This is a genomic window from Aestuariicoccus sp. MJ-SS9, from assembly GCF_032586235.1.
Lineage (GTDB): Bacteria > Pseudomonadota > Alphaproteobacteria > Rhodobacterales > Rhodobacteraceae > Aestuariicoccus.
In genome coordinates this window covers 160,307-185,032 of sequence record NZ_JAWHTD010000007.1, presented here as the reverse complement: position 1 = coordinate 185,032, position 24,726 = coordinate 160,307, and the positions used below count along the sequence as shown (strand labels likewise).

Annotated in this window: 19 protein-coding genes and 2 pseudogenes; 15 read left to right on the top strand and 6 right to left on the bottom strand. The window is 68.0% G+C overall.

The features are described 5' to 3' along the window. Positions 1-165: pseudogene (locus tag RXV88_RS07865) on the top strand (IS110 family transposase); the annotation flags it as partial. 88 nt (positions 166-253) lie between these two features. Here RXV88_RS07865 and RXV88_RS07860 read toward each other — a convergent pair. Together RXV88_RS07860 and RXV88_RS07855 are read right to left on the bottom strand one after the other, a co-directional pair. Then, positions 254-2,629, bottom strand: a complete 2,376-nt coding sequence (locus tag RXV88_RS07860) for a DUF2309 domain-containing protein (RefSeq protein WP_316291751.1) — start codon at positions 2,627-2,629, stop codon at positions 254-256. Between the two features lie 16 nt (positions 2,630-2,645). Next, positions 2,646-4,193 carry a proton-conducting transporter membrane subunit gene (locus RXV88_RS07855; protein ID WP_316291750.1) on the bottom strand — a complete coding sequence of 516 codons (1,548 nt, stop codon included), beginning with the start codon at positions 4,191-4,193 and terminating at the stop codon, positions 2,646-2,648. Between the two features lie 100 nt (positions 4,194-4,293). Here RXV88_RS07855 and RXV88_RS07850 point away from each other — a divergent pair, with 100 nt between their 5' ends. Beyond that, positions 4,294-5,175, top strand: coding sequence for a LysR family transcriptional regulator (locus RXV88_RS07850; RefSeq protein WP_316291748.1), 882 nt, complete (start codon positions 4,294-4,296; stop codon positions 5,173-5,175). 12 nt (positions 5,176-5,187) lie between these two features. Here the strand turns inward: RXV88_RS07850 and RXV88_RS07845 are convergent, their stop codons facing one another. The 4 genes from RXV88_RS07845 to RXV88_RS07830 form a co-directional block, all read right to left on the bottom strand. Further along, positions 5,188-5,475, bottom strand: coding sequence for a helix-turn-helix transcriptional regulator (locus RXV88_RS07845; protein WP_316291747.1), 288 nt, complete (start codon positions 5,473-5,475; stop codon positions 5,188-5,190). Between the two features lie 67 nt (positions 5,476-5,542). Next, positions 5,543-6,148 (bottom strand): rhodanese-like domain-containing protein, encoded by a 606-nt coding sequence (locus RXV88_RS07840; RefSeq protein ID WP_316291746.1) that lies wholly within the window; start codon positions 6,146-6,148, stop codon positions 5,543-5,545. A gap of 173 nt (positions 6,149-6,321) precedes the next feature. Continuing rightward, positions 6,322-8,064 (bottom strand): alpha/beta fold hydrolase, encoded by a 1,743-nt coding sequence (locus RXV88_RS07835; protein WP_316291745.1) that lies wholly within the window; start codon positions 8,062-8,064, stop codon positions 6,322-6,324. Between the two features lie 358 nt (positions 8,065-8,422). Further along, positions 8,423-9,127 carry a helix-turn-helix domain-containing protein gene (locus RXV88_RS07830; protein WP_316291743.1) on the bottom strand — a complete coding sequence of 235 codons (705 nt, stop codon included), beginning with the start codon at positions 9,125-9,127 and terminating at the stop codon, positions 8,423-8,425. 148 nt (positions 9,128-9,275) lie between these two features. Between RXV88_RS07830 and RXV88_RS07825 the strand changes: the two genes are divergently transcribed. From RXV88_RS07825 to murB, 13 genes and pseudogenes are all read left to right on the top strand, one after another. Beyond that, on the top strand, positions 9,276-9,446 hold the full coding sequence (locus RXV88_RS07825; protein ID WP_316291741.1) for a DUF1127 domain-containing protein: 171 nt from the start codon (positions 9,276-9,278) through the stop codon (positions 9,444-9,446). A 1,658-nt stretch (positions 9,447-11,104) separates the two neighbouring features. After that, a pseudogene (locus RXV88_RS07820) lies at positions 11,105-11,283 on the top strand (IS3 family transposase); the annotation flags it as partial. 981 nt (positions 11,284-12,264) lie between these two features. After that, the gene (mraZ, locus tag RXV88_RS07815) at positions 12,265-12,774 is read left to right on the top strand and encodes a division/cell wall cluster transcriptional repressor MraZ (RefSeq protein WP_316291739.1); all 510 of its coding nucleotides are present in this window, start codon (positions 12,265-12,267) and stop codon (positions 12,772-12,774) included. A 3-nt stretch (positions 12,775-12,777) separates the two neighbouring features. Beyond that, complete coding sequence (rsmH, locus tag RXV88_RS07810) at positions 12,778-13,770, top strand: 16S rRNA (cytosine(1402)-N(4))-methyltransferase RsmH (protein WP_316291738.1); 993 nt, start codon at positions 12,778-12,780, stop codon at positions 13,768-13,770. Next, the gene (locus tag RXV88_RS07805; protein WP_316291737.1) at positions 13,770-14,117 is read left to right on the top strand and encodes a cell division protein FtsL; all 348 of its coding nucleotides are present in this window, start codon (positions 13,770-13,772) and stop codon (positions 14,115-14,117) included. Before rsmH ends, RXV88_RS07805 begins: the two co-directional genes overlap by 1 nt. Then, positions 14,114-15,907, top strand: a complete 1,794-nt coding sequence (locus RXV88_RS07800) for a penicillin-binding protein 2 (RefSeq protein ID WP_316291736.1) — start codon at positions 14,114-14,116, stop codon at positions 15,905-15,907. The genes RXV88_RS07805 and RXV88_RS07800 overlap by 4 nt, the downstream gene beginning before the upstream one ends. A gap of 72 nt (positions 15,908-15,979) precedes the next feature. Further along, on the top strand, positions 15,980-17,452 hold the full coding sequence (locus tag RXV88_RS07795; protein ID WP_316291735.1) for a UDP-N-acetylmuramoyl-L-alanyl-D-glutamate--2,6-diaminopimelate ligase: 1,473 nt from the start codon (positions 15,980-15,982) through the stop codon (positions 17,450-17,452). Further along, positions 17,449-18,882 carry a UDP-N-acetylmuramoyl-tripeptide--D-alanyl-D-alanine ligase gene (locus tag RXV88_RS07790; protein WP_316291733.1) on the top strand — a complete coding sequence of 478 codons (1,434 nt, stop codon included), beginning with the start codon at positions 17,449-17,451 and terminating at the stop codon, positions 18,880-18,882. The genes RXV88_RS07795 and RXV88_RS07790 overlap by 4 nt, the downstream gene beginning before the upstream one ends. 12 nt (positions 18,883-18,894) lie before the next feature. Continuing rightward, a complete protein-coding gene (gene mraY / locus RXV88_RS07785; RefSeq protein ID WP_316291730.1) occupies positions 18,895-19,977 on the top strand; it encodes a phospho-N-acetylmuramoyl-pentapeptide-transferase in 1,083 nt (360 codons plus the stop codon). A gap of 238 nt (positions 19,978-20,215) precedes the next feature. Continuing rightward, positions 20,216-21,439 (top strand): Coenzyme F420 hydrogenase/dehydrogenase, beta subunit C-terminal domain, encoded by a 1,224-nt coding sequence (locus tag RXV88_RS07780; protein WP_316291728.1) that lies wholly within the window; start codon positions 20,216-20,218, stop codon positions 21,437-21,439. A 68-nt stretch (positions 21,440-21,507) separates the two neighbouring features. Continuing rightward, on the top strand, positions 21,508-21,942 hold the full coding sequence (locus tag RXV88_RS07775) for a hypothetical protein (protein WP_316291726.1): 435 nt from the start codon (positions 21,508-21,510) through the stop codon (positions 21,940-21,942). Positions 21,943-22,002: 60 nt separating this feature from the next. Then, positions 22,003-23,409 carry a UDP-N-acetylmuramoyl-L-alanine--D-glutamate ligase gene (gene murD / locus RXV88_RS07770; RefSeq protein ID WP_316291723.1) on the top strand — a complete coding sequence of 469 codons (1,407 nt, stop codon included), beginning with the start codon at positions 22,003-22,005 and terminating at the stop codon, positions 23,407-23,409. 365 nt (positions 23,410-23,774) lie between these two features. Continuing rightward, positions 23,775-24,704: a UDP-N-acetylmuramate dehydrogenase gene (gene murB / locus RXV88_RS07765; protein ID WP_316291721.1), complete on the top strand. Its 930-nt coding sequence runs from the start codon at positions 23,775-23,777 to the stop codon at positions 24,702-24,704. Positions 24,705-24,726: the final 22 nt, after the last annotated feature.

The following is a 24,726-nucleotide window of genomic DNA, read 5'->3' as shown; positions in this document are numbered from 1 at the left end:
TTGGTGGCGGCACATCACAACCCAAGCCTGAAGTCCTTCGCAGATCGCCTCCGAAAGGCCGGCAAGCCGCACAAAGTCATCATCACCGCCGTTGCCAGAAAGCTCGTCATAATCGCAAACGCACTATGCAAAAACCGTCAGAAATGGGCCGCCCCGGCCACCTGACAGATACAGTTGCTATCCAAAGCTCGAAACGCTTTGCGCCCCGACAAACATGCCGGGGCGCTGTGTTGATTGACAGTCGCGGGGGCCGTTACGCGGCCAGATCGGTGGTGACCTGCGGCTCCCACGACAGGCCGGAGCGGTAGCGCGCGTCGACCTGGCCATTCTTCAGCGTGAAGAGGTGCAGCCAGCCGTTGTCGAAAAGCGCCCGCACCTCCGGGTGCCGTTCGAGAACATCGGCGATCGCCTCGCGCGGGGCCTCGATCATGACCGACAGCCGCAGCGGCTCGTGTACCAGCGCCGCGCCGTCATGCACCGACTGCCACGGCAGGCCCGCCCGCAGGCCGCCGCCGTTGCCCTCGATCACGCCGATGCCGCCGACGACGTTGTGGATCAGCTTGTTGCCGCTGCCGAAGACTTCGGGCGCGACGGACGAGCCGTAATATTGCAGGCTGATCCAGCTGGCCACGACCACCGGCGCGGTGAGGATCAGCTCGAGCGTGCCAAAGCCCGCGTCGGCCTGCCAGTCGTAGCTGTGCAGGAAGGCCCGCCCGCCAAGGTCCTTGCCGGCGGTCGCATTGCGCGGCGCGGCGACGAAGGCCGCGCAGCCCGCAAGCCCCCATTCGGGCCGCACCTCGGCCCAGTTGAGCGCCCGCGCCGCCACGGTGTCGGCACTGGCACCCGGCAGAGACTGCGCCCGCTCCGCCCGTGCGATCCGCCCCGCCTGCGTCATCCAGCCGCTGACCTTGCTCAGATCGGCAGTGCCGGTGTCGGTGTCGTAAAGCGTAATCTCGTCGGTCGTGGTGTCGTGCAGACCCGCGACAAAGAGCGTGTCCTCGGGCAGGGTGATGCCCCGCTCGGGCAGACCGGCGCGCGTTTCCGGGTCGTTCAGCAGCGCCGCCAGCACCCGGGCCGAAACCTCGCCGGTGTGACCGCCGCAGGCGCCGCAGTGATAGGCGCTTTCATGCGGGTTGTTGGTGACGCTACCGCCATGGCCCAGCAGCAGGACGATGTTGCCGTGCCCTTCGGTCAGGCTCATCGCCTTGAGCACGGCGGCGGCGGTGTCGGCCTTGGCCTCGGACGACAGCCCGCCGGTGACCTGCGGCGCGGGGCTTGGCGCAGGCATCGCGCCCCCGAGCCCCAGCGCGTCGCGCACCAGCTTGCCGGCATAGACCGGGCCCGCGGCCTCGACGAAGGCAAAGGACGAAACCGCAGCCTGCCGGAACCGGCCCCAGGCCCGCACCGCCCGCGCGGCGATGCGCATGTCCTCGTCGGTTTTGGCGTCGCCCTGGCTGGTCGTCTCCAACGCGGGGTTCAAGAGGACCGGCAGATGCGCCCCGGCCACGTCGGACCCCTGCGGCCTGTGCGACAGCGGCAGGCCGAAGAACCCGGCGAAACCGATGGTCTCGATCGACGGATCGACGCCTTCCAGCGCCCGCCGGAACACCTCGGACCGCACGTCGATGCAGAAGGCCGCCTGCAGGAAAGGCCGCTCGCCCGCCGGTGCCGCGCCGTCGAGCGCCGCGGCCAGCCTGCGCTGGTGCCCACGGTCGGCGGCGTCCTGCAGGATGGCCAGCGCCACCTCGTGGCCCGAAGCTTCGACCGGTGCGGCATGGGTGGCGGCGGTCTTGGCCCAGGCCTCGGCCACGCCGGGCACATGGGCCAAAAGCGCCTCTTCCCAGATCAGCCGGATCGCCAGAAGTGCTGCGAGCGTCGCATCGGTCCTGCCCTCAAGCTCGGCCTGCCAGAGCAGCCAGCGCGCGTGCTGCGACCAGCCGCCGAGGTCCATGTAGAGCCGGTGGAAGGCGGTCTCGGCGGCAACCTCGGTCAGCCCCAGCGTGTCGGCGGCGCGCAGGATGGCGCGTTCGGCAGTATCCGGCGCGGCGATCACATGGGCGCAGAACCCGCTCAGCCCGGCGATCTCGGGCGTCAGGTCGTGCCCGGCCCAGGCGCGCCAGGCGGCAAAGCAATCGTCGGTCGGATTGGGCGACCAGAGCGCCTGACCCCGGTCGAACTGCCCCGCGGCCCAGAGGCCAAAGGTCTTTTCGATGATCGAGGGCCAGTCGGTCCCGGTGGCCTCTGCCGCCAGATCGGCGACGGTGGGCAGCGCCTTGGCGGGCTCGGGGGCACCGGGGCTGTCGATCATCGCTTTCAGCGCGGCCAGGCTCGCGGGCCGGGCCGGGGCGGTCGAGGCCGCCAGCGCCTCGGCGATGTCGTCGTCGGCGATCTTGCCCGCCTGGATCGCGGCGGCGTAATCGGCCATGCCTTGCGTCGTCCGCAGACCCGCAACGCGGGTCAGCCGGGCCGAGGCGGTGGCCAGATCCTCGCCGGTCTGGCCGAGGAAGGGGTTCACGGCGACGGTCGCTTCCAGCGGGAAGGCCGGAGGGATCGCGCGCGCCGCGGCCTCGGCGGCGTCAAGGATGCCCGACATCCGGGCGGGGGCGATCTTGGAATGCTTGAGGAACATTTCGGTCTCCATGAGGTCAGCTGGATTTCGCGGTGCGGAAGCCGCCGATGGCGCGGTCCAGCAGGGCGTTGAGGTAAAGGCCGTTGGCCAGATGCACGCGCAGCCCCGCCGTCGCTGGATGATGCGCCCAGAGCGGGAAAAGCGACTGCGCCAGCGCGACCAGCCCGAAGGACACCAGCGCCAGGACGATCAGCGCCCATTCCAGCGGCCCGGGGTGGGGCGCGGCGGGCAGGCCGGGGCCCCAGATCTTGTGGGCCGCCGCCTGGAACGAGAAATAGGCGACCGCCGTGGCCAGCGACGCGGCCGCGGTGCGCTTGGTTAGCGCGGCGGGGGCGAGATCGGCCAGGCCTTGGGCGACCAGATAGGCCACGCCGAAGATCAGGATCGCCCCCAGCGCCAGCGCCTGCGGGGTCTTGGGCCCGAGGATCGCGGTGAAGACCACCGCGATGGCGGCATAAAGCGCCAGCGCCAGGCCGAAGGATTTCAGCACCGTCCGCAGGCTGGGCACCGCCACCGGGCCGGGCCGCCGGATCGAGGCGACCGCCGCCACAGCACCACCCGAGGACAGGAAGGCATGGGCCTTGTAGAGCGAATGCGCCAGGATGTGCAGCAGCGCCAGCGCCCAGAGCCCAAGCCCGCATTGCACCAGCATGAAGCCCATCTGCGACACGGTCGACCACGCCAGCGAGGTCTTAATCGCGCTTTGCGTCAGCATCACCGCCGCACCGAAAAGCGCGGTGAAGCCGCCGATCATCACCAGCGCGGCCATCGCGCCGGGGCTGAGCTGTACCAGGCTCGCCGCCTTGATCAGCAGCACCCCGCCCGAGTTGATGATCCCCGCATGCAGCAGCGCCGAGACCGGCGTGGGCGCCTCCATGACCTCGGTCAGCCAGCCGTGCAGCGGGAAGGACGCGGTCTTGAGGATCGCCGCGACGACCAGCAACGCCACGGCGGCATGCCCCGCAAGCCCGGCCCCCGATGCCGACGCCCCGGCTGCAATGGCCGAAAGGTCGCCGGTGCCGAACGCCAGCGTCAGCAGCACCGCCGCCAGCACCAGCGCCACGTCTCCGCCATGCCAGACAAGCGTGAACTTGGTCGCCGCCCGCCGCGCCTCGGGCCGTTCGGCGTAGAACAGCAGCAGCTGCCGCAGCCCCAGCCCGACCGCGATGGTGGCCAGCGCCAGCAGCCAGACATGCGCGGATTGTACAAAGACCAGAACCGCCGCCAGCGTGGCCAGCATCAGCCCGTGGAACGCGCCTTCGCGGGCCTCGCCGTCAAGGTAGGTGCGGCTATAGCGCATCACGATCCAGCCGATGAAGGACACCAGCAGCGCCAGCGTCAGGCTGACCAGATCGGCGCCGAGGCCGAGCGGCCCCGCGCCCGGCGCGCCGGTGACGGCGAACTGCACCAGCCCCAGCGCCGCCAGCGCCAGAGAGGCCAGCGCCGCGCGTTCGGACCAGACCGGCAGCGTGCCGGGCCGGCGGCCGGGGCGGCCAATGGCCAGCGCCGCCGCGGCCAGCAGGACAAGGGGCGAGAGATAGGACAGGGAAAAGGCGGTCAGCATGGCTCAACTCCGGCTCGGATGTGTTGAAGGAGCATCTAGGGGCTGGCCAACATAAAGAAAATTTCATATTTATCGGAAATCCGTTCTGTATAATAGAATTATGTCCACGATCAATCTGCATCACCTGCGCCTCTTCCGCGCCGTGGCGCGCGATGGCACGCTGACCGGCGCGGCGCGCGCGCTCAACATTTCGCAATCCGCCGTCTCGACGCAAATCAAGGCGCTGGAGGGGGCGTTGGGCCAGGACCTCTTTGAGCGGAGCGGGCGCAACCTGGTGCTGACCGAGGCCGGGCGCATCGCGCTCGACCATGCCGAAGAGATTTTCCGCGCGGCGGAGGATCTTTCGGCCACGCTCAAGACCGTCGGTGCGCGCCGCCGGGCGCTGCGAATCGGGGCGCTGGCCACATTGTCGCGCAACTTTCAGATCGCGTTCCTGGAACCGATCATCGGGCGGGACGATGTCGAGATCGTGCTGCGGTCGGGCTCGCAGGAGGATCTGCTCAGGGGGCTGGATGCGCTGTCGCTCGATGTGGTGCTGACCAACCTCGTGCCCGCGCGGGACGCCTCCAGCCCCTATCTGGTGCACCGGCTGGACGAGCAGCGCGTCAGCCTGATCGGAACGCCCGCCCGCGCCGCGGACGGGCCTGCGCGGGGCGAGGATCTGCTGGCGGCCCATCCGTTGGTTCTGCCCACGCCCGAATCCTCGTTGCGCGCCAGCGTCGACGCCATGCTGGACCGGCTCGGCATCGTCCCCCGCATCGCGGCCGAGGCGGACGACATGGCGATGCTGCGTCTGCTCGCGCGGGCCGATGTGGGCGTCGCGGTGCTGCCCGCGATCGTCGTGCAGGACGAGCTTGCCTCGGGACGGCTGGTCGAGCTGCACACGTTCGAGGAATTCACCGAAGTGTTCTGCGCGGTCACCATCCGCCGGAAATTCCCCAACCCGCTGCTGGCCGAGGTGCTGGCGTCGCATCAGCCGTGACGGCGCGGGGGCTCAGCGCCTGACGCAGGCCTCGCCCGGGCGTCGTTCCAGAGGGTAGGCGGGCTCCGCGACGTCCTGTTCGGTGAGCTCGCCCAGGTCGCAGCCGAGCGCGCGGGCCAGTCGGGGTAGCTCATCGCGGTAGATCAGGCGGCGGCCTTTCTCGATGTCGCAGATCGCCGAAGGGTGCGCAAAGCCCATCGCCGCCGCCAGCTCGCTTTGCGTCATTCCCAGGCGTAGCCGCAAATCGCGGACCGAACGCCCGAAGGAAAGCCGTGCTGTGTAATTGTCGTCGATCTGCATGAGCGAAAGCACCGATGGCCGCGCCGGAACGTGGGGAGCGACGCCCCGGCGCGGTCCTTTGGGGGCGTCAGTAATGCTGTTCGGGGCGGATGGTGTAGGACCAGGCCAGCCCCGCGTTCTTCCAGCCGTTAAGGTTCCGCCCCCCGTCCGGCGACTTGTCGCCCTCAAACCCGTCGACCACCGAATAAACCGCCGTGTATCCCAGCTGCCCCAGCAGGTCGGCGGCGCGCGCACTGCGGCTGCCCGAGCGGCACATGAGCAGGATGGGCGCGTCTCTGGACAATCCGCGCGCGGCCACCAGATCGGCGATCGCGTCGCTGAATTCGGGATTGACCATCATCTTGTAGGCGCCCTTGTCGTCGTCGAACTCCCAGAAGTCGTCCATCACCATGTAGGGGATGTTCTTGTCGGCCTCGTCGGCGATCCCGACAAAGGACACCTCGGCCCGGGTCCGGATGTCGACCAGCAGCGCGTCGTCGTGCCCGGCCAGGAAGGCGCCGGCCTGCTCGGCGGTCAGGTAAAGATCGAGCGCCGTGCGTTTCTTGTCGGGCAGGCTGGCCGGCTCGACCAGCGACACCGGGCGCACGAGGTCCCCGGCCCAGGCCCCGGTTGCGGCGATCATGGTTATGGCGAATGCGGCGGAAATCCCGCGATTGATAGCGAACTTATTCATTTCAAACGTCTCCTTTGGCCCCTTTCGCAATCCGGGAACCGGCCCTGGTTTTTGGGTCAGAGGCCCGTCACGGGACGCATAAGGGGGTGCAATGCCCTCAGGGTCGGCGATGCCCGCAGGCCTGTCATGTCCAAAATTGGATAAGGCGCTTGCCGCGCCGGGCTTGTCGCGGCTTACGGCGCGCGATTTTCGCCCGCCCCGGCGCCTTGTCCGGCCAGCTCGGCCACGGCCCGGATGATCGGTTCGGGCTGGTCGAAGAGAACCAGCTGCCCCGCGCCCTCGACCCGCCGCAGCTGCATGTTCTGGAAGCGGCCGGTGAAGTGGGCCAGGTCGCGCAAAGGATATTGCGGGTCGAGGTCGCCGTGGACGTGGATGCTCGGCCGTCCCAGCGCGCAGGTCTTAGCGGCATAGCCCGACCAGTCTCGGACGACATGGGCGGTGTCCGTATAGGCCGGCAGATAGCCCCGGTCGGTGGCAAAGTGCACGCTGCGTTTCAAGAGATCCGACAAATCCGGGCGCTGCGTGACGGCATGGTCGCAGGTGCCCTCTTCGTAGAGAGTGTCCAAGAAGGGTCCTGCCCCCGACGCCCTTAGCTGCGCAATGCCCGATTGCAAAAGCGGCGGCAGAAACGCCGGGGCAAAGCGCATCAGGAAGCAAATCAGCCGCTGCGTCGGCGGCATGGACACGAACTGCCGGGCCTTCAGAACCGGAATGGACGCGGCCGCATGGACCAGTCCCGAGATGCGCTCGGGCACCGCGGCGGCAAGAGCATAGCCATAGATCGCCCCCACGATATTGGTCAGGCACACGGTCCGGTCCAGCCCGTAATGGTCGAGGACGAAGACCAGGTCCTCGACCAGCCGGTCCGCCTCGGCCTCTGGCGGCCCCGGCGGCGGGTCCGAAAGCCCGAAATTCGGCCGCGAGGGCGCGATCAGCCGCAGCCCGTAACGCTTGAGGCAGTCCAGCGCCGGCCCGGGCAATTCACTGCCGAAAAGCATTCCGTGGATGAACAGCACCGGGTGGCCATCCGCCGGGCCCTGCTGGCGCACCTCCAGCGCCCGGCCGTCGGGCAGGGTCAGGATATCGAGCTTGACCGACGCCCCGGTGCGCAGTGCGCTCGGCGCCGGCGCCCCGGCAACGTTTTCCGCGATCAGCGCGACGATCCGGTTCAGGTTCGCCAGCCCGCCCGCGCCTGTCTTGGCCAGGATCGATTTGATCTGATTGCGCACCGTGCCCTCGGACCGGGCAAAGCGCCGGGACATCGACTTGACGTTTTCGCCGACGACCAGCCGCCGCAGCACCCGCATCTCGGCCGGGGTCAGGGCAAAGGACGTCTCCAGCAGGGTCTCAAGATGCGGGGACCAGGTGACGGTCAGGGCCTCGATGCCCAGATATTCCAGCCCCGTCGCCTCGCAGCGCAGGGTTCTCTGGACGAGGTGAAAGGCCTCGGCGCGCAGGATACCGGGCGCGACGCTGCGCTGGTGGACGACATGATCGGTCACCGCGTTGCGCAGGCGGCGGGCATCGTCGGCGTGAAGCAGGTCTGCCAGAGCCTCGGCCGTCGGCACATCGCCCTGGAACATCGCGCGCGCCGCCGGGCTGAGGCTTGCCACATGCCCCTGCCGGTCGATCAGCAACGCCAGGCCCGAGCGCCCGGCGATGCGCTCGCGCAGACTGCCCGGCGCACCCCGGTCAGAGGCCTGTGCGAGGCGCTCGTTCATATTGGCGAAATGCAGCGCCAGCCCGCGATCCGCCTCGATCACCCCGATGTCGATTTCCGACAGATCCCTGAGCTTCCAGGCCCTGACCGCCGTGTTCTCGAGATATTCCGAAAGCGCCGCCACGAAGCGCTCATAGGCGTTCGGATCGGCGGCCGCGTCGTAGATCGCCGCGATCAGCCGGTCCCGGTCGGGCATCTCTTGCGCGCCATCGGGTCCGACCGGGGCGTCGCAGGGCCCGGTATGTCCACAATTGTCTTTTGCCGTCATCGACGTTCTTGCACGTCCCTTGCCGAGTATGTCGGTCTCTGTTTTGTGGTTGCGTACGGCAACGCCACTCGCATGACCCGCGGCGCCGAAAGTGGGGGGATGATCCGCCCGCACGTCGCACCATCGCCGAAAAGACCGGCAGCGCCCGATGGCGCGAACTCACGGTTTCGTGAGTTCGCCCGATACAAGCTGGGCTACCTGAGCGGCGCCTGTCAAGAAACACAACCCTGAGGTCTCGTGCGCTCTGTCCGATCTCGCGTGGGGGCGCGGCGCGGGCCGTCCCGGCTTATCCGCTGACGCAGCGGATCCCCTCTACCTTGGAATGCGCGCTGAGCTGCAGCCATCGCTTGATCGTTCTGGACAGCCGCGGGTCGCCGCTCATGAAAAACCGGTCTTCCGAGACGTCCCGGTCTAGATCCCGCCGGCCGAGGTAGATGCCCGTCAGCACCGGCACCTCGGTTTCGATATAAAGATCCACGTCGAAGCCGGGGTCGTGCACGCAAAGCTCGACCGGTTCGCCGGGTTTGGTGATCATCCAGAAGGTCGTGGCCGGCGGCGGGGAATCCGGGAAATTGAAGCGCAGCACGTTGCGGCGCTTGGGCAGCCTGTCGACGGCGATGCGGCGGCGCAGGTTCCACATCAGAACGTCGGCGTCGCGTTCCTCCAACGCGATTTCCGCCTCGATATGGCGCTGCGCCCAACGCGCCATCGCTTGCAGGATCGGGTCCAGCTCGGCCGCCTTTTCGGTGCGGAGATAGTCGATCGTGCCCGTGGCGGGGTCTTCCACCCGCTCCAGCAGCCCGTTTTCCTGCATCTCCTTCAGCCGCCGCGCCAGAAGGGTCGGCGATATCCCCGGCAGCCCGCGCCGGATCTCGTTGAACCGGGTCGAGCCCTCCCAGAGCTCGCCGAGGATCTGGATCGTCCAGCGCGGCATGAGAACTTCGCTCGCCTTGGACGTCGGACAGAACAGGCCGAAAGGTTTGGATGTCATCGCGCCCTCCTGCGTCCAGGTTACAGGGGTCTCCCGCTTGGCTCCAGTACACAAACTGTACCGGGTCCGGTTCACTTGCGACACTGCCCGCCGAGGGGCGGGACGGGCGAGAGTGATGGAATCAGACCGCACAATCCAGGAGGATGAGATGACCATCGACACCGACACGCCAGCCACCCGCACCCCGATTGCCGCCCGCGTCCTGCGCGCCGCGCAAAGCCACATCGCGCATTGGACCGCCGGACGCAAGGAACGCCAGACGCGGGCCCAGCTCCGCCGCCTGTCCGGGCGGGAGCGTCGGGATCTGGGGCTTTTCTGAAAGCCCTCCGGCGCCTCGGCCAGGCCCAGGGTGCCGCGACCACGCAAGGCTCGAACTCTTGCATGTCAAAAGAACCGCAGGCCATCCCATCGCACATTCCATGGCTTTCCGTAGGGCGGCAAGGCGATGGCCCCGGGCGCGGCAGACATGAACGGGGCGGGCGCAGTGGCGGATCGTGGATGGATCGGGCCTTTGCCTTTCCCACCAGTGACAATGCCGAAACGCCGCCACCGGTTCGCTTGCGCCGGGAACAAAGGCCCGGAACCGAAAAGGCCCTGTTCAAGGCCGGGTTTCGGGCCGGGCATCGCGGACGCCGATCTGCCCCGACCCCCATGTCACCCGTGCGGCCGCCGGAGTCTGACCCGCGCGCCTCGATTCCGGTGCGATGCGCGCCATCGATGTCGCCCGACCGGTCCGGAGGCCGCGAGTCTGCGCGGAACGGCGCATTTCGGCGCACCGGGGCCATGGCGCCAAGACCCTGGCAGAACGTCCACAGGGCCGATCCCATGGTGCCGCCCGGCGCGGCCGTGGCTGTCTGAAACCCAACCCAACCATCGCGGGGCCTCCCCTGACACCGCTCTTCCGGCGGTCGGATTTTCCGGCTCCACCCTCGACACGCCGACCGTTCAGCCAAATGCGCATGACGCGGCAGGACCCGGCGCCACCGGCCGCGGCGCCGGGATCGACGCTTCGGTCACCGGGGCAGGGAGGCTGGACCGGGTCCTGGTTACCTGGCAAGCCGCCAAGCCCGACGCACCGCCGGGCAGGACCACCTGTCGCGGCAGCGGACCCTCCGGCGCGGACGGTCCTGATCGCCCCCCTCACCGCCGGAACCGACCGGGCCCTGATCCTCTCGGCGCACGAAATCCAGCGCCGCATCCCGTCCCACGGCAACGCCCACACGGAAACGAAGGAGAGGTCGGTCACCCCATGCCCCGCGCGGGTCTGGGCCGACGGCGCCACGATCGAGGTCTGCGACAGGCTGATCCGGCGCCGGGTGGCCAGGCACGCCACTGTCGGCAAGACCCCGGACCCCTTCACCGCCCCGCCGCCCTCAATCGCCGCCGCTCTGGCCGTGGAACGCTACCGCGATAAAGCGACCGAACCCGCAGCCCGCCTCACCGGGATCGCATTCGACGTCCCGCGTCTCTTCAAGACCGGTGACCAGAATATCGTCACCGGATCAGATCACGGCTTGGCCAGCCTCCGCATGGTCGGCGCCACCCCCACCCGCCACTGGGGGGGGCGGTGGGCCTTGGTTGCCGCCCTTAGCATCACCGGCGCCGCAGGGGGCGCGCTGACCCGGGCCCGTGTCCTCGAGCGATCTCACCGCCAAGGATTTCACCGTCCTTCGGGGTGCCGCATGGGTGACCCGCGCTTTGCCACAGACGCGACGGGCCGGCCATGCCACCGGGACCTTGCAAGCGCCCCGCCGGCCACGACCTGCAACCAGGCGCATGGCGGAAATCATCGGCGCCCCCCTTCATCTGGTCGAAAATATCCCGGGGGTCCGGGGGCAGCGCCCCCGGTCCTGCCCGCGGTGCATCAAGACACCCGTCACGCCTCGCGCAGCCCGTTCACCCTGCCTTGTGCGGCAAAAGCAGCGCATAGAGCGTGGCATTGGCCGGGGCCCGGATCCCGGCCTTGCCCGCCAGCCGCTGCGTCAGCATCGCTCGACGCAACCGAAGATGCCGAGGGGCCGGGCAGACGAAGAGCGGCTGGTGGCCGACATGATCAGTACGGACGCTACGGCTATCGGCGGATCGCGGCGCTGCCGAGAGACGCAGGTAGGCAGGTCAATGACAAGCGCATCGAACGGCTGTGGCGGCGGGTCGGGAGCCGAAGGCATTCCGCTCTTCCCACCGGCACCGAGTGATCTTGTTGAATGGGGAAAAACACTCCACAGACGGGCTGACCTTAAACCCTGCCTTCACAGACTGGATCATGGGCTGGTTGCCGGGATGGACCGATTCGCTGCGGCCGGTAACGGGGTGGTCCCATTGGCTGCTGCGCATGCGTGGCGCGTTCTCAGCGATGCCCTGAAAACCTGAAAGCAGACCATCCGAACAGAAAACCCGCCGAGGCGAAATTGCGTCGGCGGGTCTCCCACAGCTCAAAACCGCGTTGCTGTAAGAATTGCCGTAAATCACTGTAAAAATCTTCGTCACGCTACAAACGCTACAACAGCCTGACATGGGCGGGGCCTCATGGGACTTCGTGGGGCGGGTCGTGGGAAATCGTGGTCAAGGGCTCTGGCGCGCACGAATCAATCGCCGGATTCGGGGGATTCGGCCCGGATTCTGTCCGGTTTCGGTGAATCCCGGTGGTGTGCATAGGCTGAAATCTGCCTCGCGGGCAAAAAATCCGGGAATTCATGGGACATTTTGGCCGCGCCCTGAAAAGTCTATATTTAGTGTTAAACAGCGGTTCGCAACACTAAGTATTCCCAAACTTCCCGTGCTTCACCCCCAATATGTTGTTTGGAAGACCCTTCCAGAACAACATTCAGTGTCTTTCTCCCTCAAAAACCTGTTGATTTCCATGAATTCCCATGTCATCCCTGTTTACACGATGAAGGCGGGACGAGGGGCACACAAGACCCCGTCACAAAATACAAAAAAAGAGCAAGAGCAGGCTTCATACAGGCACTCGCTTTCATCGTAACAAAGGATCCGGCGCGCGGGCGAGCAGACATCCCCCCAGGTGGCGCGCGCAGTCGGACTTCGCCCCAAAGCGGGCACAGGCGGCGGGTTGATCAGTGGCAGCAGATCAACCCGCCGTTTTTAATTTCGGGGGGCGGCAAAGGCGCAAAGGGACAGTGACCCGCAGGCTCAGGTTCAGGGGTGAAAGCACCCACAAGGTCGATACGAAAGGGCGGGTGAGCATCCCGGCCTCGTTTCGCCGTGTGCTTGAGGCGGGCGATCCCAACTGGACCGAGGGGCTCAGCCCCGAGCTGGTGATCGTTTACGGCGACCATCGCCGCAAATACCTGGAATGTTACACAATCGAGGCCATCGAAGAGGTGGACGACAAGATCGCCCGCCTGCCGCGCGGCTCGGTCGAGCGCAAGATGCTCGAGCGGCTCTTCAACGGCCAGTCGACGCCGACCGCGGTGGATGACACGGGCCGCATCGTTCTGCCGGCCAAGCTGCGCGAGAAGATCGGTATCGACAAGGAGGCGTTCTTCATCGCCTCCGGCGACACCTTCCAGATCTGGAAGCCCGAGACCTACGAGGTCGAAGAGGCGGCCAAGACCGAAGAATGGCTCGATGAGCTTCCCGACGATTTCGATCCCCTGATCTTCCTGGATCAGGTCAAGGAGGCTTAGGCCGTGGCCGCCGCGGCGCAGGCTTCGGGAACGGCACCGCATATTCCCGTCCTCTTGCGGCCGCTGCTGGCGGCGGTGGCGCCCGTCAAGGGCGTCTGGATCGACGGCACCTTCGGCGCGGGCGGCTATGCGCGCGGTCTGCTAGAGGCCGGGGCCGACAAGGTCATCGGCATCGACCGCGACCCGCTGGCGCATGAAATGGCCGCCGGTTGGGCGGGCGAGTATGGCGACCGGCTGGAGCTGGTCGTGGCGAATTTCGCCGACATGGACAAGGTCGCGCAGGAGGTCGACGGCGTGGTGCTCGATCTCGGCGTCTCGTCGATGCAGCTCGACCGCGCCGAGCGGGGGTTTTCCTTCATGAAGGACGGGCCGCTGGATATGCGGATGAGCCAGGAGGGGCCCTCGGCCGCCGATCTGGTCAACGAGGCCGGCGAGCAGGAACTGGCCGATATCCTTTATGTTTACGGTGAAGAGCGCGCCTCGCGCCGCATCGCGCGGGCCATTGTCCGCGCCCGCGCCGAGGCGCCCATCACCACCACCGGCCGGCTGGCCGAGATTGTCGAGGGTTGCCTGCCACGGGCCAAGCCGGGGCAAAGCCACCCGGCCACTCGCAGCTTTCAGGCGCTGCGCATCGCCGTGAACGACGAATACGGCGCGCTCTGGCAGGGGCTGATGGCCGCCGAGCGGGCGCTGAAACCCGGCGGGATGCTGGCCGTGGTCACCTTTCATTCGGTCGAGGACCGGATGGTCAAGCGGTTCTTGCAGGCGCGCGGCGGCCAGACCGGCCGCGCCAACCGCTATGCGCCGCAAGTCGCTGAAGAAAAACCGCAATTCGAGATCGTCACCCGCAAGGCCGTCGCACCCGACGACGACGAGCTGGCGCAGAACCCGCGCGCGCGCTCGGCCAAGCTGCGCGTTGCGCGGCGCACCGACGCGCCAAGCGGCGGGATCGACGCCAAATCCATTGCCATGCCACAGCTTAAGGGGACACGCTGATGCGCTCGCTGTTGTACGCCACCACGTTCATGGCCGTCATCGGCCTGGCGTTCTGGGCCTATCACGAGAACTACAAGACCCAGGCCGCGCTTGACGAGGTCGAGGATCTGAGCCGCGACATCGCCGCCGCCCGCGCGCGGCTGGCGGTGCTGCGCGCGGAATGGGCCTATCTCAACCGGCCCGACCGGCTGCGCGATCTGGCCGAGCTGAACTTCGACCGGCTGGGCCTGCTGCCGCTGCGCCCAGACCAGTTCGGGCGGGTCGATCAGGTGGCCTATCCGCCGCAGTTGCCGATGCTCGCCATCGGCACGCCCATCGACATCTCCAGCGCGGGGGCCACGCAATGATCCGCAAGCCGCTGCGCCCGCTGGCGCATATCCTCGACGCCCGCCAGAAAGGCGAAAACCCCGACGCCATCGAGCGCGAGAACCTGCGCATCCGCCACGAGCAGATGCGCGACCGCGCCCGCACCCGCGCCGAAGGTCGGCTGCTGGTGCTGGGGGTGTTCTTTTTCTGCGCCTTCTCGGTCATTGGCGCGCGGATGGGGATCCTCGCCGCCTCGGAACCGGCAGAGCCGCGCGCGCAGGCCACCGGCGTCTCGATCATCGCCAGCCGCGCCGACATCGTCGACCGGCAGGGGCGGCTTTTGGCCACCAACATGGAGACCCACAGCCTCTACGCCCATCCCTTGCAGATGATCGAACCGGAACGCGCCGCCGCCGAGCTGGTGAAAATCTTCCCCGACCTCGACCGCGAGCGGCTGGTCAAGGATTTCACCGGCAAGCGCAAGTTCCTCTGGGTCAAGAAAAAAATCAGCCCCGAGCAGAAACAGGCCGTGCACGACATCGGCGAGCCGGGTTTGCTGTTCGGCCCGCGCGAGATGCGGCTTTACCCCAACGGATCGCTGGCCAGCCACATCCTGGGCGGCGCGCAATTCGGCCGCGAGGGCGTGCATTCCGCAGAGGTGATCGGCACCGCCGGGGTCGAGAAATACTTCGATGAGACCCTGCGCGACCCCGCGCGCGAAGGCGCGCCGCTGGAATTGTCGCTCGACCTGTCGGTGCAGGCGGCGATGGAGCGGGTGCTTTACGGCGGGATGAAATTGCTGAATGCGCGCGGCGCGGCGGCGGTGCTGATGGATGTGCACACCGGCGAGGTGATCAGCCTGGCCAGCCTACCCGATTTCGACCCGAACGACCGGCCCAATCCGCCGACCGAGGGCAGCCCGTCGGACAGCCCGCTGTTCAACCGCGCAGTGCAGGGGGTTTACGAGCTTGGCTCGACCTTCAAGATCTTTGCGGCGGCACAGGCGATGGATCTGGGGCTGGTGGGCGCGCATACGGTGATCGACACTTCGGGCCCGCTCAAGGTCGGCGGCTTCAAGATCGGCGAATTCCGGAACAAGAACTATGGCGAGCTGAGCGTCGCCGAGATCATCGTCAAAAGCTCGAACCGGGGCACCGGACGGCTGGCGCTGGCCATCGGCACGACCCGGCAGCAGGAGTTTCTGAAAAGCCTGGGCTTTTTCGACCCGACCCCGATCGAGATCTTCGAGGCGGCGGCGGGCAAGCCGCTCTTGCCCAAGCGCTGGACCGATCTGTCGTCGGTCACGATCTCCTATGGGCACGGGCTCAGCACCAGCCCGCTGCACCTTGCCGCGGGCTATGCCGCAATCGCCAACGGCGGGCATACCGTGAAACCGACCCTGCTGCGGCAGGACGGCCCGCAATACGGGCCGCGCGTGATGTCCGAAGAGGTCTCGGCCGCCGCGCGCGCCATGCTGCGGCTGGTGGTCAGTCATCAAAAGGGCACCGCCAGCTTTGCCGAGGTGCCGGGCTATCAGGTCGGCGGCAAGACCGGGACGGCCGACAAGCCCAAGGAACGCGGCGGCGGCTATTACAAGGACAAGGTGATCGCCACCTTCGCCTCGATGTTCCCGGCGCACGATCCGAAATACGTGCTGATCGTCACTCTGGACGAACCGGTCGAGACCAGCGGCGACAAGCCCCGCCGCACCGCCGGATGGACCGCCGTGCCGGTCGCCGCCGAGATCATCGGCCGCATCGCCCCCCTTCTGGGCTTGCGTCCCGGCCCCGAACCGGGGCAATTGGCAGGCATCACGCTCGTGTCCCAATGATCCGTTCCCGTGGCGGGCGGGGGATTGTGAGTATTTTTGCCAAGAAGAAGCAGGGGGTCGGTCCTGTCTGACATGGTCAAATCTCTGGCCCAGCTGGGGCTGACGGCGCGCGGCGGGCGCGAGGCGCGCATCACCGGGCTGTCGGTGGACAGCCGCGAAGTGAAGCCCGGGCATCTCTTTGCCGCTTTGCCCGGCACGAGGGTGCATGGCGGCGCGTTCATCCAATATGCGCTGCGCATGGGGGCGGGGGCGATCCTGACCGATGCCGAGGGCGCGCGCATCGCTGCGGCCGAGCTGGCCGCAAGCGACGCCGCGCTGATCATCGCCGCCGATCCGCGCCAGACGCTGGCCTATACGGCGGCGCTGTGGTTCGGGGCGCAGCCCACGGTGATGGTCGCGGTGACCGGTACCAACGGCAAGACCAGCGTCGCCAGTTTCGTGCGCCAGCTCTGGCAAGAGCTGGGCCTGCGCGCGGTCAACCTGGGCACCACCGGGGTCGAGGGCGACTGGCAGGCGCCGCTGCGCCACACCACGCCCGAGCCGATCACGCTGCACCGGATGCTGGCGGGCGCGGCGGCGGCGGGCGTCGATCATGCCGCGATGGAGGCGTCGAGCCATGGGCTCGAACAGCGCAGGCTCGACGGGGTGACGCTGACCGCGGCGGGCTTCACCAACTTCAGCCAGGATCACCTGGATTACCACGCCAGTTTTGAGGATTATTTCGCCGCGAAAGCGGGGCTTTTCGCCCGGGTCCTGCCCGAGGACGGCACGGCGGTGATCAACATCGACGACGCGCGCGGGGTCGACATGCTGGCCATCGCCAAGGCGCGCGGGCAGGAGGTGATCACCGTGGGGCGCAACGCCGCCGATCTGTGTCTCGAGGCGCAGCGTTTCGACGCCACTGGCCAGGTCATCCGGCTGAGCTGGAAAGGCCGCATACGGCAGGAGCGGCTTGATCTGATCGGCGGGTTTCAGGCGGAAAACGTGCTGGTGGCGGCGGGGCTGGTCATCGCCTGCGGGTCGGATCCGGAGGATGTCTTTGACATGCTGCCGATGCTCTCGACCGTGCGCGGGCGGATGCAGCTGGCGGCGACGCGCGACAACGGGGCGGCGGTCTTTGTCGATTACGCCCACACGCCCGACGCGGTGGCGACTGCGATACAGGCCTTGCGCCCGCATGTGATGGGCCGGCTGGTGGCCATCGTCGGCGCGGGCGGCGACCGCGACGCGGGCAAGCGCCCGCTGATGGGGCAGGCGGCGGCAAGCCACGCCGATCAGGTGATCGTCACCGACGACAACCCGCGCTCCGAAGACCCCGCGACGATCCGCGCCGCCGTCATGGCGGGCGCGCCCGAGGCGCTCGAGGTGGGCGACCGCGCCGAGGCGATCCTGCGGGGCGTCGATGCGCTGGGGCCGGGCGACGCGCTGCTGATCTGCGGCAAGGGGCACGAGACGGGGCAGACCGTGGGCGACACGGTCTTTCCGTTCGACGATGCCGAACAGGCCAGCGTCGCGGTGGCGGCGCTGGACGGGAGGGGATTGTGACGCTCTGGACCTCGGACGACGCGGCCCACGCGACGGGCGGGCGGGTGACGGCGCCCTGGCAGGCCAGCGGCGTGTCGATCGACACGCGCAGTCTGGCGCCGGGCGATCTTTTCGTGGCGCTGAAGGCCGCGCGGGACGGGCACGACTTCGTGGCGCAGGCGCTGGAAAAGGGGGCCGCGGCGGCGCTGGTGGCCCGCGTGCCCGAAGGCGTGGCGGCGGATGCGCCGCTGCTGGTGGTGGACGACGTGCAGGCCGGGCTGGAGGCGCTGGGCCGCTTCGCGCGCGCCCGCGCGGCGGCACAGGTGGTGGCGGTGACCGGGTCGGTCGGCAAGACCTCGACCAAGGAGATGCTGCGCACGCTGCTGGGCGCGCATGGCAGCGTGCACGCCGCCGAGAAAAGCTACAACAACCATTGGGGCGTGCCGCTGACGCTGGCGCGGATGCCGGCGGAGGCGGAATTCGCGGTGATCGAGATCGGCATGAACCACCCCGGCGAGATCGCGCCGCTGGCGCGCATGGCCGCGCCCGATGTGGCGATGGTGACCATCGTGGCCCCGGCGCATCTGGCGGCCTTCGAGAGCATCGAGGGGATCGCGCGCGAGAAAGGCTCGATCTTCGAGGGGCTGGGGCCGGAGGGCGTTGCGGTGCTGAACGCCGATCTGCCGGTCAGCGGCATTCTGCGCGAGGCGGCGCGGGGGGCGGCGCGGACGATCGGCTTCGGCGCGTCCGAGGCGGCGGAGTACCGGCTGACGAACGTGCAGGTGGGTGACGCCACGACGGTGGCGCGCGGGCTGATCGGGGAGGAAAAGGTGCTTTTCAAGGTCTCGGTGCCGGGGCGGCATTTTGCGCAGAACGCCATGGGCGCGCTGGCGGTGGCCGATGCGCTGGGGCTCGACCGGGCGCTCAGCGTGGCGGCGCTGGGGCGCTGGTCGCCCGGCGCGGGACGCGGCGCGCGCGAGGTGATCCACCTCGACGCGGTCGAGACCGACCTGACCATCGAACTGATCGACGACGCCTACAACGCCAACCCCGCCTCGGTCGCGGCGGCGCTCGAGGTGCTGGCGGGGGCCGAGCCCAAGCACGACATCGGCCGTGTCAGCAAGGGCCGCCGCATCGCCTATCTGGGCGACATGAAGGAGCTGGGCCGCACCGAGGCCGCGCTGCACGCCGCATTGGCCGCGCATCCCGGCATGGACCGGATCGACGTGGTGCATTGCGTGGGCCCGCTGATGCGGCACCTCTGGGAGGCGCTGCCCGAGGCGCAGCGCGGCCGCTGGTGCGACAACAGCGCCGAAATGGCAGAGCGCGTGGTGCACGATTTGGATGCCGGCGACGTGGTGCTGGCCAAGGGCTCGTTGTCGATGGGGCTGGCGCGCGTGGTTGAGGCGATCCGCAAAATGGGGCAAACGCCGCTGGAAGGCGACGGATAGAGAGGAAAGACGATGCTGTACTGGCTGACCGAGCTGTCGGACGGGGGCGATGTGTTCAACCTCTTTCGCTATATCACCTTCCGCGCGGGCGGGGCGTTTCTGACCGCGCTGGTCTTTGGCTTCATCTTCGGGCTGCCGCTGATCAACGTGCTGCGCCGCCGCCAGGGCAAGGGTCAGCCCATTCGCGACGACGGCCCCGAGGGGCATTTCGTCAAGGCGGGTACGCCGACCATGGGGGGGTTGCTGATCGTGGGGGCGCTTTTGACGTCGACGCTGCTCTGGGCGCGGCTGGACAACCCGTTTGTGTGGATGGTGCTTTTCGTCACCGTGTCCTATGCCGCCATCGGCTTTGCCGACGATTACGCCAAGGTCAAAAAGCAGAACACCGCCGGCGTGTCGGGCAAGGTGCGGCTTTTGCTGGGATTTCTCATCGCCGGGATCGCGGGGTTCTGGGCGGCACAGTTCCATCCGCCCGAGCTGAGCTATCAGCTGGCCTTTCCGATCTTCAAGGACACGCTGCTGAACCTTGGTGTGCTTTTCGTGCCTTTCGCCATCATCGTCATCGTCGGCGCGGCCAATGCGGTGAACCTGACCGACGGGCTCGACGGGCTGGCGATCATGCCTGTGATGATCGCCACCTCGGCGCTGGGGGTGATCGCCTATGCGGTGGGGCGGGTCGACTTTACCGAATATCTCGACGTGCATTACGTGCCCGGCACCGGCGAGATCCTGATCTTTGCCGCCGGGGTCGTGGGTGGGGGCCTGGGGTTTCTGTGGTACAACGCCCCGCCTGCCGCGGTTTTCATGGGCGACACCGGGTCGCTGGCGCTGGGTGGTGCGTTGGGGGCGATCGCGGTGGCCACCAAGCACGAGCTGGTGCTGGCCATCATCGGCGGGCTTTTCGTGGTCGAGGCGCTTTCGGTGATCATCCAGGTGCTCTATTTCAAGCGCACCGGCAAGAGGGTCTTTCTGATGGCGCCGATCCATCACCATTACGAGAAGAAAGGCTGGGCCGAGCCGCAGATCGTGATCCGGTTCTGGATCATCTCGCTGATCCTGGCGATCATCGGGCTGGCGACGCTGAAGGTGCGCTGAACCGACCGTGAGGCTGGTATGATGTGCGCGTTCCGCGCGCTTTATATCTCGTCCTCTGCGCTGCGCGCGCCGTCCTCGGGTTTGCTTGTGCGCGGGTTCGGGCCCCGGTTTTCGGGTCCGCGGCGCGGGTGGCGGGTGAGGGAGCCTCCGGCGGGAGTATTTTTGCCAAGAAGAAGATGTGGTCTGTTCGGGCAGGATGTGTCAGTCTGGGTTGACATGTCAACCTGGAGTGACGGCTATGGATGGATCGCGCGTGGGATTGGCGGCGCCCCGGATCGGGGGGGCGCCGAGGCCCGGGCTCTGCACCGATTGCGGTCTTTCGCGGATCGGCGATGGCAAGGCGTGCGGGCGCGCCTGTCAGTTCATCCAGCCGGATTACGATGGGCTCGAGCGCGCGGTGCATGGGCGGGTCGCCGGTGAGGGCGACGAGGCGTTCTTTGGTGTCACAAGGGCGATGCTGCGGGCGCGGCTGGAGCCGGCGGCGGAGGGGGCGCAATGGAGCGGGCTGACCACGGCGCTGGCGGCGGAGCTTTTGCGCAGCGGGGCGGTGGAGGCGGTGCTGGCGACCGCGCCCGACCCGGAGGACCGCTGGAAGCCCATGCCGGTGATCGTGACCGACCCCGACGACATGGCGCGCTGCCGAGGCATGCGCATGGGGTTTTCGCCGCTTTTGGCGCTGCTGGAGCCGGCGCGGGCGGCGGGGTATCGGCGCATCGCGGTGGTGGGTATCCCCTGCCAGGTCCATGCGCTGCGGGCGCTGGAGGCGGAGCTGGGGTTCGAGGCGATCACGGTGATCGGCACGCCCTGTTCGGACAACACCACCACGGACCGGTTTCACCGGTTTCTGGAGCGGCTGGACCCGCGGCCCGAGACGATTTCCTATCTGGAGTTCCGGGCCGATTACCGGGTCGAGCTGCGCTTTGACGACGGGCGCAAGCCGCGTTTCATCCCGTTCCTTAAGCTGCCGCTGAGCGATCTGCCGGCGGATTTCTTTCCGATGACCTGCAAGACTTGCGTCGATTACACCAACCGGCTGGCGGATATCACGGTGGGCTATATGGGTGGCGACGGGGATCAGTGGCTGATCGTTCGCAATGCGCGCGGGGCCGAAGTGCTGGGGCGGCTGGGCGACAGGGTGGCGGTGCGGGCGCTGACCGACAAGGGGCGGCGCGACGCGGCGGTGAAGGGGTTTCTGGCCAATACCGAGCGTGCGGCGGGCGGGCTGCCGTTGCGGCGGATGCCGGATTGGGTGCGGCCCATCGTGGCCTGGCTGCAGCCGCGCACGGGGCCGCGGGGGCTGGAGTTCGCCCGGGCGAGGGTCGAGATGAAGGCGATCGAGACGGTGCTGCATCTGCGGCGCGCCCATCCGGCGCGGATCAAGAACATGGTGCCGGGGCATGTCTGGAGGCTGGCGGCGCGCTATGGTCTGCGCCCGGGCGAGGGCGAAAACCGCGGCTCTTGACCCGGCGCAAGGCGCCCGATCTTTGAAAGTGGCATCCTTTCGGACAGAAGATCGCAAGAGGGCGCGCCATGGCAGAATTCGGATTTTGGCTGATACAGGGGCCGGGATGGGCGCTTGTGCTGTATCTGATCTGGGCGCAATGCCTGCCGGCATTGCGCTACGACCTGGGCGTGCGGTGGGGCACGCAAGAGCCCGCATCGCAGATCACCGAGGTGGGGGTGGCCTTTTGGTGGGCCTTCGCCTTTGCCGATCTGGTGCTCTATACGCCGCTGCTGGCCCTGGGGCTTTGGGGCCACGCGTTCGGGTTCGGCTGGGGCGCGCTTGTGCTGGCCGCGGCGCTGGGGATCACCTGCTATTGGCCGCTGACCTCTCTGGCCGCCGTCTGGGCGGCGCGGTCGGCTGACGGGTGGGAGCTGAGAAAAGAGCGCGATTACTGGATCGTGCTGCCGCTGTTGTCGTTTTGGGGGCTGGCCGGACTGATCGTGCTGCTGCTGGCGGCCTGAGCCCCTTGCTCCGGCGGCAGGATGCGCTAATCCTGAGCGCCAGCGGCAAGGGGGCGGCGGATGATCGAGGTTCGGGGATACGAAGGCCGCACGGTGGCTGTGCTGGGGCTTGGCCGGTCGGGGTTGTCTGCGGCGCGGGCCTTGGGCGCGGGCGGCGCGGATGTGGTCGTCTGGGACGACACGCCGCGGGCCCGGGACGCCGCCGAGGCCGAGGGTTTCGCGGTAAGGGACCTGAGCCGGGCCGGGGCCTTTGACGAGGTGGCGGCGCTGATCGTGAGCCCAGGGATCCCGCATCTTTATCCCGCGCCCAACCCGGTGGTCGCCGCCGCGCAGGCGGCCGGGGTGCCCGTGGACAACGACATCGGGCTTTTCTTCCGCTCGCTGGGTGATGGCGCGTGGGAGCGGTTCGACGTCGCGCCCAAGGTGATTGCGGTGACGGGGTCGAACGGCAAGTCGACCACCTCGGCGCTGATCCATCACGTGCTGACGGCGGCGGGCCGCGAGAGCCAGCTGGCGGGCAATATCGGGCGCGGGGTGCTGGATATCGACCCGCCGGGGGACGGCGGGGTGGTGGTGCTGGAGCTGTCGTCCTATCAGACCGAGTTGGCGCGCAGCCTGACGCCGGATGTGGCGGTCTTTACCAACCTCAGCCCCGATCATCTGGACCGGCACGGCGGGCTGGGGGGGTATTTCGCGGCGAAACGGCGGCTCTTTGCCGAGGGCGGGCCGGATCGCGCTGTGATCGGCGTGGACGAGCCCGAGGGGCGGTTCCTGGCCGGCCAGCTAAGCGAGGGGCCGGGGGACGACCGGGTGATCCGGGTGTCCTCGGGGCAGAAGCTGGGCGGACCGGGCTGGGTGGTCTTTGCGCGCAAGGGGTTCCTGAGCGAATGGCGCAAGGGGCGGCAGGTGGCGTCGATCGACCTGCGCGAGATCGCCGGGCTGCCGGGGGCGCACAACCATCAGAACGCCTGTGCGGCCTATGCCGCGTGCCGGGCGCTGGGGCTGGCGCCGCGGCAGATCGAGGCGGGGTTGCGCAGTTTCCAGGGCCTGCCGCACCGCAGCCAGATCGTCGCCGTGCGGGATGGGGTGAGCTTTGTCAACGACAGCAAGGCGACGAATGTGGATTCGGCGCTCAAGGCGCTTTTGGCCTTCCCGCGCATCCGCTGGATCTGCGGCGGGCTGATGAAGGAGGGCGGGCTGGGCGCGCTGGCGCCGGGGCTGGGCCACGTGGCGCGGGCCTATGTGATCGGGCGCGAGGCGCAGGGCTTTGCGCTGGAACTGGGCGCGGGGGTCGAGGCCGAGATCTGCACCGACATGGCCACGGCGGTGGCGCGCGCGGCGGCGGATGCCGAGCCCGGGGACACGGTGCTGCTGGCCCCGGCAGCGGCGAGCTTCGATCAATACGACAATTTCGAAGAGCGGGGACTGGATTTCATGGCCGCGGTGGAGAAATGTCAGCAAGGCTGACGCAATGTTTCGCGCGCGAAACAATTGGGCAGTGGTTATGACGTTTAAGATGTTGTTTAGGTTGGTTTAAATTTGATTTCGGCATAGTCAGTTCGAGTCGCCCCCAAGTCGCGGAATCAAGGCCGAAGGCCGCCGCGACCAGCGCCTGCCCGTCCCGGCGGGCTGGCGCTTTGGCTGGTGTTGGCGCGCCGATCGTTCATTGCGATGACTTGGTGGGGATAAAGCGCACTGAACACAGGTAGCTGCGCCACCCCACGGGCAGGCGCCGGTCGCGGCGGCCTTTATTCCGGGACTTGCGGGCGCGGAATTGCCTGCCACAGCACCGGCCCCTTGCCTCCACCGCCCCCGCGCAATAGCAGAGGCCCATGACCTATGACCTTCCTCAGGTGCGCGGGCGGTTGACGCCGGACCGGGCGCTGTCCGATCTGACCTGGCTCAGGGTGGGCGGGCCGGCGGACTGGCTGTTCCAGCCGGCCGACGTGGCCGATCTGCAGGCCTTCATGGCGGCGCTTAACCCGGCGGTGCCGGTCTTTCCGATGGGTGTGGGCAGCAACCTCATCGTGCGCGATGGCGGCATCCGCGCGGTGGTGATCCGCATGGGGCGCGGGTTCAACCATATCTCGGTCGAGGGCACGAAGGTCACCGCCGGTGTTGCCGCGCTGGATGCGCATGTGGCGCGGCGTGCGGCGGAGGCGGGGGTGGACCTGACCTTTCTGCGCACCATCCCCGGCAGCATCGGCGGCGCGGTGCGCATGAACGCAGGCTGCTATGGCGCCTATGTGGCGGATGTCTTTGTCAGCGCCCGTGCGGTCACGCGGGCGGGCGAGCTGGTGGAGCTGAAAGCCGAGGACCTGAATTTTCGCTACCGTCAGAGCGATCTGCCCGAAGGCTGGGTTCTGGTCGAGGCCACCTTCGAGGGTGCGCCGGGCGATCCGCAGGCGCTGGCCGACCGGATGGAGGCGCAGCTGAAAAAGCGCGACGAAACCCAGCCCACCAAGGACCGCACGGCGGGCAGCACCTTTCGCAATCCGGCGGGCTTTTCCAGCACCGGACGGGCCGACGACAGCCACGAGCTGAAGGCCTGGAAGGTGATCGACGACGCCGGGATGCGAGGGGCCACGCGCGGCGGCGCGCAGATGAGCCCCAAGCATTCCAACTTTCTGGTGAACACCGGGCAGGCCACCGCCGACGATCTGGAACAACTGGGCGAATCGGTGCGAAAAAAGGTTTTCCAACACAGCGGAATAACGTTAGAGTGGGAAATTATGCGCGTGGGGGAACCCGCCGCAGAATGAGGGCGGAAAACGCCCCTCCGCG

What these genes read in the sequence shown, in the direction of transcription:
- RXV88_RS07860 (WP_316291751.1), bottom strand. Translation starts at nt 2,629, where the DNA reads ATGTTCCTCAAGCATTCCAAGATCGCCCCCGCCCGGATGTCGGGCATC.
- RXV88_RS07855 (WP_316291750.1), bottom strand. Translation starts at nt 4,193, where the DNA reads ATGCTGACCGCCTTTTCCCTGTCCTATCTCTCGCCCCTTGTCCTGCTG.
- RXV88_RS07850 (WP_316291748.1), top strand. Translation starts at nt 4,294, where the DNA reads ATGTCCACGATCAATCTGCATCACCTGCGCCTCTTCCGCGCCGTGGCG.
- RXV88_RS07845 (WP_316291747.1), bottom strand. Translation starts at nt 5,475, where the DNA reads ATGCAGATCGACGACAATTACACAGCACGGCTTTCCTTCGGGCGTTCG.
- RXV88_RS07840 (WP_316291746.1), bottom strand. Translation starts at nt 6,148, where the DNA reads ATGAATAAGTTCGCTATCAATCGCGGGATTTCCGCCGCATTCGCCATA.
- RXV88_RS07835 (WP_316291745.1), bottom strand. Translation starts at nt 8,064, where the DNA reads ATGCCCGACCGGGACCGGCTGATCGCGGCGATCTACGACGCGGCCGCC.
- RXV88_RS07830 (WP_316291743.1), bottom strand. Translation starts at nt 9,127, where the DNA reads ATGACATCCAAACCTTTCGGCCTGTTCTGTCCGACGTCCAAGGCGAGC.
- RXV88_RS07825 (WP_316291741.1), top strand. Translation starts at nt 9,276, where the DNA reads ATGACCATCGACACCGACACGCCAGCCACCCGCACCCCGATTGCCGCC.
- RXV88_RS07805 (WP_316291737.1), top strand. Translation starts at nt 13,770, where the DNA reads ATGCGCTCGCTGTTGTACGCCACCACGTTCATGGCCGTCATCGGCCTG.
- RXV88_RS07800 (WP_316291736.1), top strand. Translation starts at nt 14,114, where the DNA reads ATGATCCGCAAGCCGCTGCGCCCGCTGGCGCATATCCTCGACGCCCGC.
- RXV88_RS07795 (WP_316291735.1), top strand. Translation starts at nt 15,980, where the DNA reads ATGGTCAAATCTCTGGCCCAGCTGGGGCTGACGGCGCGCGGCGGGCGC.
- mraY (WP_316291730.1), top strand. Translation starts at nt 18,895, where the DNA reads ATGCTGTACTGGCTGACCGAGCTGTCGGACGGGGGCGATGTGTTCAAC.
- RXV88_RS07780 (WP_316291728.1), top strand. Translation starts at nt 20,216, where the DNA reads ATGGATGGATCGCGCGTGGGATTGGCGGCGCCCCGGATCGGGGGGGCG.
- RXV88_RS07775 (WP_316291726.1), top strand. Translation starts at nt 21,508, where the DNA reads ATGGCAGAATTCGGATTTTGGCTGATACAGGGGCCGGGATGGGCGCTT.
- murD (WP_316291723.1), top strand. Translation starts at nt 22,003, where the DNA reads ATGATCGAGGTTCGGGGATACGAAGGCCGCACGGTGGCTGTGCTGGGG.
- murB (WP_316291721.1), top strand. Translation starts at nt 23,775, where the DNA reads ATGACCTATGACCTTCCTCAGGTGCGCGGGCGGTTGACGCCGGACCGG.